Raw genomic sequence first — 13359 nt, 5'->3', positions numbered from 1 at the left:
CGTACAGGCATCGGACCGCGGAACTCCGCGGGACCGGCGGGCGGGAGCGCCCTATGGGGCGCCGGGGTTCACGCGTACGGCTGCCAGTCGCCGAGCCAGTCGGCCGGGGTGTGCGAGCGGGCCTGCGCCCGGTTCAGCTGGGGGCGCTCGGCGGGGACGGTGACACGGGCGCCGGGGCCGGTGTTGCGGTACTCGGCGAAGCGCTGCTCCTGCCAGGGGAAACCCGCCGACATGGTGCCGTAGGGCGTGAGGGCGTCGATGCCCGCGCCGAGGTGGCTGTCGCGGACGGTGAGCATGGGGCGCGCGGTGAGGTCGGAGGAGGGCACCCAGGGCCGGGCCAGTTTGTAGTACCCGTCGGGAGCGGTGCTGGTGACACGGGAGCGCAGCACGAGGTAGCCGTGCGGGTTGGCCCCGGCGGTACTGGGCGCGAAGACGAAACCGTACGGTGCGGACGTCAGGTCGGTGCGGGTCAGGGTCCGGAAGTGGCAGCGGTCGTAGACGGCGGTGGCGCGGCCGAAGACGAAGTCGACGTCACCCTCCACGTAGCAGTCGCGGTAGTACTGGCGGGCGAAGGCGGTGAGGGACGGGGAGTCGGCGTACAGGGTGTCCTGGTGGCCGAGGAAGCGGCAGCGGTAGAACGCCGAGCGGTCGCCCTGGACCTTGATCGCGACGGCCTGGGTGCCGGTGTATCCGGGGTGGTCCGCGCGCAGCCAGTCGTTGGCGAAGGTCAGGTCGCGGGCGGTGAAACCGGCGGCCTGGACGGTCGTGGTCGCGGACCCGGAGGTGCCGTGGGTGCCGGAGCCGTCGGGCTTGGGGGTGCCGGCCGCGTTGTCGTGGACGAGGACGGTGTCGCGCGGGTCGCCGCTCGCGCCGACCAGGGTGAGGCCGGTCCTGGCGGCCGTCACGGTGACGGTCCCCCGGTAGACGCCGGGGGCGAGCACGAGGGTGTGTCCCGTGCCGGAGGCTGCGTCGACGGCCGGCTGGACGCCGGTGTGGTCGCCCCGGCCGTGCGGGTCGACGTACAGCGTCCGGGGGTCGAGGCGGCGGGACGGCGAGCCGTAGCGGCCGAAGGGCTGGTCCGGAGAGGTGCGGGCGTGCGCGGCGGTCGCGGCGCCGAGCGCCAGGACGGCGCTCCCGCCGGCGAGCAGGGACAGGGCGCTGCGTCGGCTGAGCATGATGGTGCTCCTTCGCGGGGGGTTCCTTCGCGGGTGGATCATGCGCGGGTGGATCAGGGGGATCAGGGTGGGTGGGCCGGAGCGGCGCCCTCCGGGGTGCTGGAGAGCGTGCGGTGCCGCTCCGGCCGGTTCGGGGGCCCTGAGGGTCAGCAGCCGGGGGCCCGCCCGGCGCCGGCACCGCGGCCCACGAGCGCGGGCACGGCGCGCGGGTCGTCGATCCGCGTGCGGAGCGCGGGGGTCCAGCCGGCGCCCTCGGTGAGCTGCGCCGTGGGGAAGCCGGCGTTGTGCACGGCGATCAGGTCGGTCCTGCGGCCGTTGACGTAGTTGTCCCCCGCCGTGAGGGCGGACTCGGACCACTTCTTGAGGATGGTCGCCTTGTCGAGGCCGGCCGGGACGGTGAAGGCGTTGTGCTCGGCGACGAGGTGGGACTCGGCTCCGATGCCGTACGTGTAGCCGTAGGCGGCGCCCTCGGAGGCGACGAAGTGGTTGTTGTACGAGTCGACCTGGCCGAAGCGGACGCGGGGGGCGCGTTCCTTCACGTCCTTGAAGAGGTTGTGGTGCAGCGTGACGCGGAGCCTGCCCCGGTCGCTCGCGCCGGCGCCGTCGCTGTTGCCGATGAGCATCGTCTTGTCATGGTTCGTCAGGACGTTCCAGGAGACGGTGACCAGGTCGGCGCCCCGGACGATGTCGAAGAGGCCGTCGTGCTGCTGGTAGACCTCTCCGAAGTAGTGGGGCTGGGCGGCGTCGAGGCGGTCGCCGTCGCTGAAGGTGTTGTGGTCGACCCAGACGTGGCTGGAGCCGTACACGACGAGGTTGTCGTACTCGGAGTTCCAGGCGCCGGTGGCCCCGTCGGTGGGGTCCCACTGCGGGAAGCAGTCGTAGGTGTCCTCGAAGGAGATGTTGCGGACGATGACGTTGGAGACGTTCTTCACCTGGAGGCTCGCGCCGATGACCGTGGCGTCCTCGCCGACGCCGACCAGCGTGGTGTTGGACGGGACGTACACGTTGACCGCCGCGGCCTGCCGCTTCGCGGACGCGTCGCGGGCGTCCTCCAGCGGGCCGGAGGGAACCGCGTCGGTGCCCCAGACCGCCGGGTCGTAGGCGGCGAGGTACTTCTCCAGGGTGTAGCCGTCCTGCTGGTACGCCTCACAGCCGATCGGGGTGCCGTCGGCGTCCGCGTTGCCGTGCAGGGTGCCCACCACCCGGACGATCTTCGGGGCGTCGCCCGCCTCCTCGAAGGCGGCGATGAGCTCGGCCCGGTCGGTCACGGTGTAGACGTGGTCGGGGGTGGCCTTCGAGCCGCCCGTGGTGGAGCCGTCGGCGGCCGCCCAGCCGTCACCGGCGGGAAGGACGCTGCGCTCGATGCCCTTCCCGTGGTGGTGCGGGGCGGCCTGGGCGGGGACGCTCACGGCGAGGGCGAGGGAGGCGCAGCCCATCACCACGGCGATGGCTCGGGAATGACTCATGCGTGCGGGCATGGCGAATCCTTAACTGTCGTTCGGGAAAGGTGCGGTGCGGAGAAGGGCCGCAGGTCGTGTCTGCGGCCGGGTGTTCGGGCCGGGGGTCGGGCCTGCCGCCAGGTGGTCAGGGGCCGGGGGTCAGGCCTGCGGCCAGGTGATCCACGACTCGGGGACCGGCTCGTCGAGGCGGCGCAGATCGCGCCGGGCGAGCACCCCCTCGTCGAGCAGCGCCCGGGCCGTCGTCCGGGCCACGTCGATGGCTCCCGCCGGCCTGAAGTGGGTGTTGTCCTGCCTGCCGTCGGGGTAGTTCGGCGACTGCCCGGGCTCCAGCCAGTTGAAGTACGTCCCGGTGGCGGCCGGCCCGAGTTCCTGCCAGCGGGCGAGGGAGAGCGCCTGGAGGTCGAGCAGGGCCACCCCCTCCTCGGCGGCGAGGGCGCGCATCGCGGGGGGATACGCGCCGTGGGTGGGCCTGGCGGTGCCGTCGGCGGCGAACCGGCGGCGCTCGACCGGGGTGAGCAGCACGGGCTCCGCCCGGCGGGCCCGGGCGGACGTGACGTACCGGCGCAGGTACTCCTGGTAGGTGGTGTACGGGTCGGTGCCCCGGGCCGGGTCCTCGGTCTTCTCGTCGTTGTGGCCGAACTGCACGAGGACGAGGTCGCCGGGGCGGACACCGTCCAGGAGGGCGGCGAGACGGCCCTCGTCGATGAAGCTCTTCGAACTGCGCCCGTTCACCGCGTGGTTGGCGACGGTGAGGCCGGGGGCGAGGAAGAAGGGCAGGGCCATGCCCCAGCCGGTCTCGGGAGCGGCGTCGGCGTACTTCTGTGCCGCCGTCGAGTCGCCCGCGATGTGGAGTGTCCGGGCCCGGGGTCTGCCCACGCCACCGCCCGGGTGCGCGGCCGCGGGGGTGGCGGCGAGGGCGAGGGGCAGCGCGAGGAGCGCTGCTGCCGTCCGTCTGCGGGTGAGTGACACGGGGGTCTGCCTCTCTCGTGGGGCGTACGCGCGGGACGTGCGGGGAGAGGGACCGGCGGCGGGGCGCGACCCGGACCGCCGCCGGTCCCCCGGTCACCGGGTGCCGGCCGTGAGGGGACGGCCGGGTCAGCCGTTGCCCAGTTCGGACCACTCCTTCTGGGCGGTGTTCAGCTCGTCGGCCATCTTGTCGAGGAACGCCTTGGCCGTGGTCTTGCCGAGCAGCACCTTCTGGAACTCCGGCTCGTTGTCGGCCTTGCTGATGTTGTTCCAGTCGGGCAGGTAGTACGGCAGGTCGACGATCTTGGTGGAGCCGTCCGTGAGGGCCTTCGCGGCGAGCGCGGTCGGCTCGGACTTGCTGATCCACGGGTCCTTGGCCGCCTCGGTGTTGGCCGGAATGGCGCCCGCGGACTCGTTCCACTTGCTGTTGGACTCGTGCGAGGCCGCGAACTCGATGAACTTCCAGGCCGCGTTCTTGTTCTTGCTGCTGCGGAACAGCCCGAGCCCGTCCACCGGGTTGGAGACCTGCACCCGGCTACCGCCCTCCCCGATGGGCGCGGGGATGCCGGCGAACTTGTCCTCGCCGAGGGCCTTCACGTGGTCCTGGTAGGAGCCGAGGTTGTGGCTGAGCATCCCGATGGTGCCGGTGTCCCACTGGGCGACCATCTTGGTGAAGTCGTTGTTGACGTCGGCGGCGGGAGTCGTCCTCTTGAAGAGGCCGGCGTACTTCTCCAGCGCGGCGACGTTCCTCGGGTCGTTGAGCGTCGTCTTGCCGCCGTCCCAGAACTCGGTGATGCCCGTCTGCCCGTAGATCGCGTCCAGCGCCTGGGCTATGGAGCCCGCGCCGCCGCGGATGGTGTAGCCGAACTTGTTGTTCTTGGCGTCGGTGAGCTTCTCGGCGGCCTCGTAGAACGCGGGCCAGGTGGTGGGCGGGTCCAGCTTCGCCTGCGCGAACAGGTCGGTGCGGTACCAGAGGGCGCCGTTGTTCGCGGAGGTCGGTATGGAGTACATGTCGTCGCCCCGGCCGGCCGCGGCCCTGACGCTCTCGACCATGCCCTCGACGAGCTTGCCCTTCAGCGGCGACTCCTCCAGCCGCTTGTTGAGGGGTTCGAGGGCCTCCTGCGACACGATGTTGGCGAGGTAGGCGGTGCCGACCCCGCCCACGTCGGGCAGGCCGCCGCCCGCGATGGCGGTGTCGTACTTGGACTGGACGTCGGCGATCGGGATCGGGACGTACTTCACCTTGATGTCCGGGTACTTCTTCTCGAAGTCCTTGATGATCTCGGTCCAGACGGCGGTCCGCGGGCCGCCGTTGTTGTCCCAGAAGGTGATCTCGCCCTTGCCGCTGCCCTCGGTGCCCGTGCCGCTGCCGTCGTCACCGCACGCGGTGGCCGTCAGGGCGAGTACCGCCGTCAGGGACACCGCTGCAGCGGCACGCCCCCGCTGGTTCTTCGAGATGGTCATCGTCGGCTCTTCTCTCTCGGTACGTGTCGGTGGAATCGCTGGTGTCGCAGGTGCTGGTGCTGGTCTGTACGTCCGTGGGGGTGTCTGGGGGTCCGTGCCGTCAGCGGCTGGTGCGGAACGCGGTGAAGCAGGCCGTGCCGGAGGGTCCCGTACCGACCGGCGCGGTGGCGAAGAGGCCGAGCAGGGCGCCGACCCAGCGCCAGGGGGTGGCGGCGAAGACCTGGCCCGAGGGGCGGAGGCCGTCCCCGTCGCCGGTGTCGGCGAAGAAGCGGCAGCGGGCGCCCCGGGTGACCTCGATGCGCAGCCGCACCCGGGCCCCGGGGGCGGGGCGGGGGTGTGCCGCGTCCCGTTCGTGCTCGGCGACGGTCTCGGCGTAGCGGTGGACGAGCCGGGCCGCCCCGTCCTGACCGGCCTCCAGGCCGATCCACGAGAAGGCGTCGCCCAGGACGGCGAGGCCGGCCTTGGCCCCCGGTTCCCCGCTGTGCAGGGCGAGGTCCGTCTCGACGGTGAACTCCTCGGCGGGCAGCCGTTGCACGAGGACGTTGGGCAGGGCCCGCAGGTCGTGCGCGTACGCCGTCCGTACGCAGCTGAGCCGCAGCCCGTCACCCGCGTGCTCGACCGTCCAGCCGGGCCGGGGGTCGGCCGTCCACTGCCACTGCCTGCCGTACCGGCCGCCGGGGAAGCCGTCACTGGAGGCGGGGACCTCGACTGCCTGCTCGGGGGCCTTCGGCTTGCGATGGACGAGGACGGGTTCGCCCTCGTCGCCGATGACCGGCCAGCCACCCTCCCAGCGCATCGGCTGGAGGTGGACCACCCGGCCGTAGGCACCGCGGGCCTGGAAGTGGAGGAACCAGTCCTCGCCCGCGGCGGTCCTGACCCAGCCGCCCTGGTGCGGGCCGTTGACGTCGGTGCGGCCCTGGGCCAGGACGACCCGCTCCTCGTACGGGCCGGAGAACTCCCGCGAGCGGAAGGCGCCCTGCCAGCCCGTCTCCACTCCCCCGGCGGGGGCGAAGATCCAGAAGTGGCCGTCGTGACGGTAGAGCTTGGGGCCCTCCAGGGTGAACCAGCCGGGGATCGTGTCGGCGTCGACGAGCGTCGTGCCCTCGTCGAGGAGTTCGCGCCCGTCCGTGCTCATCCGGTGGCCGGTGAGCCGGTTCTTGATGCCGGAACGCGACCTGGCCCAGGCGTGCACGAGGTAGGCCTCACCGGTCTCCTCGTCCCACAGCGGGCAGGGGTCGATGAGCCCCTTTCCCGCTTTGACCAGGTGGGGAGAGGTCCACGGGCCCCGTATGTCCTCGGCGTTGACCTGCTGGATGCCGTGGTCGGGGTCGCCCCAGAAGATCCAGAAGCGTCCGGCGTGATGACGCAGGGAGGGGGCCCACACCCCGCAGTCGTGGCGGGGCACCGCGAAGTCGGCGGCCGGCTCGAGCCGGTCGAGGGCATGGCCGAGGAGCGTCCAGTTGACCAGGTCCCGGGAGTGCAGGAGCGGCAGTCCGGGGACGCGGCCGAAGCTGGACGCGGTGAGGTAGTAGTCCTCGCCGACCCGCACGACGTCCGGGTCGGACCAGTCGGCGCCGAGGACGGGGTTGCGGTAGGTGCCGTCCCCGAGGTCGGCGGCGGGGAGTGCCGGGGGCGCGCTCACGCGGTCACCACCGTGCGCACGTACGCGGCGGCGGTGGCCCGGTCGAGCCGGCCGTCGGCGACGACGGTGACGATCCGCCGCACGACGGTGGCACCCGCCTCGACGGGCAGCCGCCGGTCCGCGGCGAGGGAGGAGCCCACTCCGGGGTACTCGGTGGTCCGTACGAACCACGGGTCGCGCCGGGTCTCCTCGGTCGCGCCGGCGAAGACGAGGGTCCAGCCGTCACCGGCGAGGGCCAGCCAGTCGGCCGGGGCGCCGTGCACCGCCTCCTCGCCCTCCCGGGTGTCGCTGAAGACGGCGGGGGCGGCGGCCTCCTTGGGGGCGCGCCAGAAGAAGCCGCCGTATCCGGCGCCGGGGCGGCCGTTGGTGGCGGGGCTGCCGAGGGACAGGGCGGTGGAGCCCCGGTTGGTGAGCGAGAAGGAGAGGTCCAGGACCCAGGCGGTGTCGGAGAGTGCACTCACGGCGACGGTGCGGTGCTCGCGCAGGAGCTCGGTCCCGCCGGCCTCCCAGCTCAGCTCCTGGACGAAGCCGTCGGGGTCGCGGAGCTTCCAGCCCCGGTGGCACTGGACACCGTGGTTGTCGAGCTCGGTGGGTCCCTGACCGCGGACGAAGGTCCTGCCTCCCCAGAAGTTGTGCCCGGCCACGTCGGGGACGGCGACGGAGACGCCCAGGTGGTGGATGTGGTCGGCGGGGCGCTCCTCGGTCACGGGGGTGCCGGCGAGGGTGGTGACGGGGTGGAGGTAGGGGCGCCCGTCCGTCCCGGACCCGTAGCCGTACCGGCCGACGGGGCGTCCGGCGCAGCTGAGAAGTGCTCCGGTCATGGGGTGTTCACCTCGCTGGGTCGCGCCCAGGAGGCGCCGAGTTCGGAGAAGAGGGTGAGGGTGTCGGCTCCCGCGGCGACCAGGCCGTCGACACCGCGTACGACGCGCCGCACTCCGGTGCCTTCGGCGGCCGGTTCGGTGTACCAGGCCTCGGCGGGCAGCGGGGTGGGATCGGGGGCGGTCCGTACGGCTTCGACGACGCGCATGAACGCGCCGGTGCGGTGCGGCGGTACGAGCAGCGGGGTGCCGTCGGCCAGGTGGCCGACGAGGTTCTCCAGGAGGTCGGTCCGCCCGTGCACGGCCTCCTCGGGGCCGTGTCCGGCGCGCTGGACGAGGACCCGGTCCTGTTTGTACCAGAAGGTGACGCGGCCGCGGTCGCCGTGGACGATGACGTACGGCTCGTCGGCCCGCTCGGCGCAGAGGGTGACGGCGGCGGTGACCGGCGGCCCGCCGGTGGTGGTGACGCGGACGCAGCTGGTGTCGTCGGCCTCGATGTCGTGGGCGCGGAAGAGTTCCGTCTCGATGTACGCCACGTCCTCGGCCCTTCCCCGGTCCGCGAGTTCCAGCGCGGTGGCGACGGCGTGGGCGAGCGGGTTGGTGAGGACGCCGTCGACCACGTCGGTGCCGCCCATCCGCCGGCGCCCGGCCCAGGGTGCCCGCCGGAAGTAGGCGTCGTCGCGGACCCAGGCGCCGGCGGCGCCGACGCCCCGTACGGTGCCGATGGCTCCGGCACCCACGAGTTCCCTGATGGCGGGCACGGCGTGCGAGCCGAAGGACTGGAAGCCGATCTGGCAGGCGATGCCCGCCTCCCGGACGCCGTCGGCCATGCGGGCGTAGTCGGCCCAGGTGGCGGCCGGCGGCTTCTCCAGGAGGAGGTGCACCCCGCGGGCGGCGGCGGTCAGGGCGAGCTCGGTGTGGGTGGGGATGGGGGTGCAGATGACGGCGGCGTGGGCCCCGGTGGAGTCGAGCAGGGCGCCGAAGTCGGATGACTGCGCGGGCGGTTCACTCGCGAAGGCCGCCAGCTCGCCGTCGGTCAGCGGGTTCAGCTCGCACACGCCGACGAGCCGGACGAGGCCCTGGTGCTGGAGCCGGCGGATGTTGGCGAGGTGCCAGCGTCCGTGGCCCCGGGCCCCCGCGAGGACGAGGGGGACGGGTCGGGTGGTGTCGCGTGTCCGCATCCGGATCATCCCTTCACGGCGCCGGCGCTGAAGCCGGTGATGAGCCACTTCTGGATGAAGGCGAAGACGATGACCACGGGTACGGCGGCGATGACTCCGCCCGCGGCCAGCGCCCCCAGGTCCACGCTGTCCGCGCCGATCAGGGTGTTGAGGCCGACCGGGATCGTCTGCTTGTCCTGCTCGCTGAGGAACATCAGGGCGAACAGGAAGTGGTTCCAGCTGTGCACGAAGGCGAAGGAGCCGACGGCGATCAGCCCCGGCCGCAGCAGCGGGAGCACGACCGCGCAGAAGGCCCTGAAGCGCGAGCAGCCGTCCACCCAGGCCGCCTCCTCCAGGGAGACCGGCACGTTCTTGATGAATCCGCTGATCAGGATGATCGACAGGGGGAGCTGGAAGACGGTCTCCGCGATGACGACGCTGCCCAGCGAGTTGATCATCTGGAGGTTCTTGAAGATCTCGAAGAGCGGTACGAGCATCAGCGCGCCCGGGATGAACTGCGAGCAGAGGAGCGCCAGCATGAAGGCGCCCTTGATCCTGAAGTCGAACCGGGCCAGGGCGTATCCGCCGGCCAGCGCGACCAGGGTCGTGGCGATCAGCGTGCAGACGCCGACGATCATGCTGTTCTGGAAGAAGACGGCGAAGCTCCGCTCGTTCCAGACCTTCGAGAAGTGCTCCCCCGTCATCGGCCACGGCACCAGCGAGGTGGACCCGGCGGGCCGGACGGCGAAGAGGAACATCCAGTAGAACGGGATGAGCGTGAAGAGGAGGTAGACACCGAGCGGCACGTAGATCTGCCAGCGCGGTACGTCGTCGAAGGAGCGCTCGCGCCGGGCGCGGCGGTGCGAGACGGGCGGCGGCCCCGCGTGCCGCGTGGACGGCTCCGGCGTGCGGGCGCTGTTCTTCTCCGCGAGGGCGGCGGTCACTTTTCGCCTCCGAACTTGCTCAGGCGCAGATAGACGATCGAGCAGAAGAGGAGGATCACGAAGGCGACGGTGGTGAGCGCGGAGGCGTATCCGAAGTCGTGGCCCTCGATACCGGTGTTGGCGACGTAGAGCGGCAGGGTGGTGGTCTCCCCGGCCGGCCCCCCGCCGGTGAGGGTGTAGAGCAGGTCGACGTTGTTGAACTCCCAGACCCCGCGCAGCAGCGTCGCCAGGATGATCGCGTCACGCAGGTGGGGCAGCGTGATGTGGAAGAACTGCCGCAGCCGGCCGGCGCCGTCGACCGACGCCGCCTCGTACAGCTCCTTGGAGACCGACTGCAGGTCGGCGAGGATGAGGATGGCGAAGAAGGGGACACCGCGCCAGAGTTCGGAGACGGTCGCCGCCCAGAAGACGGTCCCGGTGTCCGAGAGCACCGAGGTGCCGTACTCGCCGATGCCGGCGTCCGCGAGGTAGCGGCTGAAGCCGGTCGAGGAGTTGTAGAGCAGGATCCAGATGGTGCTGGTGAGGACACCGGAGACGGCCCAGGGCGAGAAGACCATGGCCCGGGAGATGCCCCGGCCGACGAAGGTCTGGTTGACGATCAGGGCGAGTGCGAGGCCGAGCGCCAGTTGCAGGGTGACCTGGGTGAAGACCCACTGGGCGCTGAAGCCGAGCGTCGACCAGAACTGGTCGTCCTCGGTGAAGATCCGGGTGAAGTTGTCGAGTCCGGCGAAGCCGTTCCGCCACGGCTTGGTGACGTTGTAGTTCTGCAGGCTGTAGTAGAAGACGCTGATCACCGGGTAGGCGATGAAGCCCAGCATCAGCAGGCCCGCGGGCGCTATCAGCAGATACGGCAGGCGGCGGGGGGTCGCCGAGCGGCGCCTGGGCGCTTTCGCCTGGGGCGGCGGTGTGGCCACGGCTGCGGAATGGGCCATGACGCGTCTCCGATCTCTGGGAGGTGCTGAGCAGTGCGGGGGGTTGCGGGAGGTGCTCGTCGGTGCTGGAGGTGCCGTACGGCCGGTGCATGGTGCAAGCGCTTACCGCATGCCGTTCGGCATACCGGACGGAGGGGTGCGCCGCATTCTGTTCGCCCGGTTCAGCCCGCGTACGGGTCGGGCACTTCTCCCTGCCGGGAAAGGAACGCGAAGTCGCATCCGGTGTCGGCCTGGGTGATCTGGTCCTGGTAGAGCGCCCCGTACCCGCGCCCGTACCGGGCGGGCGGCGGGGTCCACCGGGCCCTGCGCCGCTCCAGTTCGTCGTCGGGTACGTCGAGATGGAGCAGCCGTGCCTCGACGTCCAGCGTGATCAGGTCGCCGGTGCGGACCAGGGCGAGCGGCCCGCCGACGAAGGACTCGGGCGCGACGTGCAGGACGCACGCGCCGTAACTGGTACCGCTCATCCGGGCGTCGGAGATCCGCACCATGTCCCGCACGCCCTGCTTGAGCAGGTAGTCCGGGATCGGCAGCATGCCGTACTCGGGCATGCCCGGACCGCCCTGGGGGCCGGCGTTGCGCAGCACCAGCACGTGGTCCGCGGTGAGGGCCAGGGACGGGTCGTTGATGGTGCGCTGCATCTCCTGGTAGTCGTCGAAGACGACCGCGGGCCCGGTGTGACGCAGCAGGTGCGGCTCGGCGGCGATGTGCTTGATGACCGCGCCGTCGGGGCAGAGGTTGCCGCGCAGCACCGCCACGCCGCCCTCCTCGGCGAGCGGGTTGTCCCGTTCGCGGATGACGTCGGTGTCGTGCACCAGCGCCCCGTCGAGCTGTTCGCGCATCGTGCCGTGCGCGACGGTGGGACGGTCCAGGTGCAGGACGTCGGTGAGCCGGGCCAGGAATCCGGGCAGCCCGCCGGCGAAGTGGAAGTCCTCCATGAGGTACTTCCCGCCGGGGCGGAGGTTGGCCAGGACCGGGACCGTGCGGGCGATGCGGTCGAAGTCGTCCAGGGTGAGCTTCACCCCGGAGCGGCCGGCCATCGCGATCAGGTGGATGACGGCGTTGGTGGAGCCGCCGAGCGCGAGGACGGTGGCGACGGCGTCCTCGTACGCGTCGGCGGTGAGTATCTCGGACAACGTCAGCTGCTGCCACACCAGTTCGACGATCCGGAGCCCGGACTGCGCGGCCATGCGGTCGTGACCGGAGTCGACGGCGGGGATGGAGGAGGCGCCCGGCACCGTGACGCCCAGCGCCTCGGCGGCGGCCGTCAGGGTGGAGGCGGTGCCCATGGTCATGCAGTGGCCGGGCGAGCGGGCGAGCCCGTTCTCCAGTTCGGCCATCTCGCAGTCGCCGATGAGCCCGGCCCGCTTGTCGTCCCAGTACTTCCACATGTCCGTGCCGGAGCCGAGGACCTCGTTGCGCCAGTGGCCCGGCAGCATCGGCCCGGCGGGCACGAACACGGTCGGCAGGTCGACGGAGGCAGCGCCCATCAGGAGCGCGGGAGTCGACTTGTCGCAGCCGCCCAGCAGCACGGCGCCGTCCACGGGGTAGGAACGCAGCAGCTCCTCCGTCTCCATGGCCAGCAGGTTGCGGTAGAGCATCGGGGTCGGCTTCTGGAAGGTCTCCGACAGCGTGGAGACCGGGAACTCGAGCGGGAAGCCGCCGGCCTGCCACACGCCCCGCTTGACCGCCTGAGCGCGGTCGCGCAGATGGACGTGGCAGGGGTTGATGTCGGACCAGGTGTTGAGGATCGCGATGACCGGCTTGCCCAGGTGCTCCTCGGGGAGGTAGCCGAGCTGGCGGGTGCGGGCGCGGTGACTGAAGGAGCGGAGCCCGTCCGTGCCGTACCACTGGTGGCTGCGCAGCTCCTCGGGGGCGACGCGGCCCCGGCCGGCTGTCATACGGACCACCCTGCGACCAGGCCGGCGACCTCGGCGCGCTGGGCCTCGGGCAGTACCCGGCTCGGCGGGCGCACGTCGCGGCGGCAGAGCCCGAGCGCGGCCAGGGCTTCCTTGACGACGGTCACGTTGTCGGCGGACTGCCGGTCGGCGCGCAGGTCCTCGAAGCGGCGGATCTGCTCCCAGACCTTCATCGCCGCGGGGTAGTCCCCGGCCCGCAGCGCCTCCAGCATGCTCAGCGAGACGCCGGGGGCGACGTTGACGAGGCCGGAGGTGAAGCCGGTGGCGCCGGTGGCGAAGTAGGAGGGGGCGTAGAGCTCGGCGAGGCCGGCGACCCAGACGAAGCGCTCCGGTCCGGCGTCGCGGGCGAACCCCGCGAAGCGTGCGGCGTCCGGCACCGCGTACTTCACGCCGATGACGTTGGGGCAGCTGTCGGCGAGTTCGGCGAGCCGCTCGCCGGCGAGCAGCGGATTGCGGATGTAGGGGACGACGCCGAGTCCGGGGACGGCCTCCGCGATGGCCCGGTGGTAGTCGATCCAGCCGTCCTGCGACACGTACGGGTGTACGGGCTGGTGCACCATCACCATGTCGGCGCCGGCGTCCCTGGCGTGTTCGGCCGCGGCCACGGCGGTCGGTACGTCGTGGCCGACGCCCACCAGGACGGTGGCCCGGCCGCCCGCCTCGTCGACGGTCAGCTCGGTGACCGTGCGCCGCTCCTCGGGGGTCAGCGCGTAGAACTCCCCGGTGTTGCCGTTCGGGGTGACGATGCGGACACCGCCGTCGAGCAGCCGCCGCAGCAGGGCGCGGTGCGCCGCGGTGTCGAGGGAGCCGTCCTCGGCGAACGGGGTCACCGGGATCGCCACAACGTCTGCGAGGGCCGCCTTGAGCGGGGAGAGGTCCATG

Annotated in this window: 11 protein-coding genes; all 11 read right to left on the bottom strand. The window is 72.0% G+C overall.

Annotated elements, in window-relative coordinates:
- Window positions 1-68: 68 nt before the first annotated feature.
- Window positions 69-1175 (bottom strand): pectinesterase family protein, encoded by a 1107-nt coding sequence (locus ACH4VO_RS26165; RefSeq protein ID WP_360993939.1) that lies wholly within the window; start codon window positions 1173-1175, stop codon window positions 69-71.
- A gap of 146 nt (window positions 1176-1321) precedes the next feature.
- Window positions 1322-2653: a pectate lyase gene (locus ACH4VO_RS26160; protein WP_360993937.1), complete on the bottom strand. Its 1332-nt coding sequence runs from the start codon at window positions 2651-2653 to the stop codon at window positions 1322-1324.
- A gap of 120 nt (window positions 2654-2773) precedes the next feature.
- Window positions 2774-3604, bottom strand: coding sequence for a rhamnogalacturonan acetylesterase (locus tag ACH4VO_RS26155; RefSeq protein ID WP_360993934.1), 831 nt, complete (start codon window positions 3602-3604; stop codon window positions 2774-2776).
- 126 nt (window positions 3605-3730) lie between these two features.
- Entirely contained in the window at window positions 3731-5065 is a 1335-nt protein-coding gene (locus ACH4VO_RS26150; RefSeq protein WP_360993931.1) for a sugar ABC transporter substrate-binding protein, read from the bottom strand.
- A 100-nt stretch (window positions 5066-5165) separates the two neighbouring features.
- Window positions 5166-6707: a family 43 glycosylhydrolase gene (locus tag ACH4VO_RS26145; protein WP_360993928.1), complete on the bottom strand. Its 1542-nt coding sequence runs from the start codon at window positions 6705-6707 to the stop codon at window positions 5166-5168.
- Window positions 6704-7528, bottom strand: a complete 825-nt coding sequence (locus ACH4VO_RS26140) for a PmoA family protein (RefSeq protein WP_360993926.1) — start codon at window positions 7526-7528, stop codon at window positions 6704-6706. Before ACH4VO_RS26140 ends, ACH4VO_RS26145 begins: the two co-directional genes overlap by 4 nt.
- Window positions 7525-8706: a Gfo/Idh/MocA family oxidoreductase gene (locus ACH4VO_RS26135; RefSeq protein ID WP_360993923.1), complete on the bottom strand. Its 1182-nt coding sequence runs from the start codon at window positions 8704-8706 to the stop codon at window positions 7525-7527. Before ACH4VO_RS26135 ends, ACH4VO_RS26140 begins: the two co-directional genes overlap by 4 nt.
- 5 nt (window positions 8707-8711) lie before the next feature.
- On the bottom strand, window positions 8712-9629 hold the full coding sequence (locus ACH4VO_RS26130) for a carbohydrate ABC transporter permease (RefSeq protein WP_360993920.1): 918 nt from the start codon (window positions 9627-9629) through the stop codon (window positions 8712-8714).
- On the bottom strand, window positions 9626-10561 hold the full coding sequence (locus tag ACH4VO_RS26125) for a sugar ABC transporter permease (protein WP_360993917.1): 936 nt from the start codon (window positions 10559-10561) through the stop codon (window positions 9626-9628). Before ACH4VO_RS26125 ends, ACH4VO_RS26130 begins: the two co-directional genes overlap by 4 nt.
- 161 nt (window positions 10562-10722) lie before the next feature.
- On the bottom strand, window positions 10723-12459 hold the full coding sequence (araD, locus tag ACH4VO_RS26120) for an L-arabinonate dehydratase (protein ID WP_360993914.1): 1737 nt from the start codon (window positions 12457-12459) through the stop codon (window positions 10723-10725).
- Window positions 12456-13358, bottom strand: coding sequence for a dihydrodipicolinate synthase family protein (locus tag ACH4VO_RS26115; protein ID WP_360994175.1), 903 nt, complete (start codon window positions 13356-13358; stop codon window positions 12456-12458). The genes araD and ACH4VO_RS26115 overlap by 4 nt, the downstream gene beginning before the upstream one ends.
- Between the last annotated feature and the right edge of the window lies 1 nt (window position 13359).

It is taken from the genome of Streptomyces sp. NPDC020780 (assembly GCF_044334475.1).
Taxonomy (GTDB): Bacteria; Actinomycetota; Actinomycetes; order Streptomycetales; family Streptomycetaceae; genus Streptomyces.
This window is presented reverse-complemented; position numbering and strand designations above follow the sequence as displayed.

Coding starts and splice junctions, on each gene's coding strand:
- ACH4VO_RS26140 (WP_360993926.1), bottom strand. CDS start 7,528: ATGACCGGAGCACTTCTCAGCTGCGCCGGACGCCCCGTCGGCCGGTAC.
- ACH4VO_RS26160 (WP_360993937.1), bottom strand. CDS start 2,653: ATGCCCGCACGCATGAGTCATTCCCGAGCCATCGCCGTGGTGATGGGC.
- ACH4VO_RS26135 (WP_360993923.1), bottom strand. CDS start 8,706: ATGCGGACACGCGACACCACCCGACCCGTCCCCCTCGTCCTCGCGGGG.
- araD (WP_360993914.1), bottom strand. CDS start 12,459: ATGACAGCCGGCCGGGGCCGCGTCGCCCCCGAGGAGCTGCGCAGCCAC.
- ACH4VO_RS26125 (WP_360993917.1), bottom strand. CDS start 10,561: ATGGCCCATTCCGCAGCCGTGGCCACACCGCCGCCCCAGGCGAAAGCG.
- ACH4VO_RS26165 (WP_360993939.1), bottom strand. CDS start 1,175: ATGCTCAGCCGACGCAGCGCCCTGTCCCTGCTCGCCGGCGGGAGCGCC.
- ACH4VO_RS26115 (WP_360994175.1), bottom strand. CDS start 13,358: ATGGACCTCTCCCCGCTCAAGGCGGCCCTCGCAGACGTTGTGGCGATC.
- ACH4VO_RS26150 (WP_360993931.1), bottom strand. CDS start 5,065: ATGACCATCTCGAAGAACCAGCGGGGGCGTGCCGCTGCAGCGGTGTCC.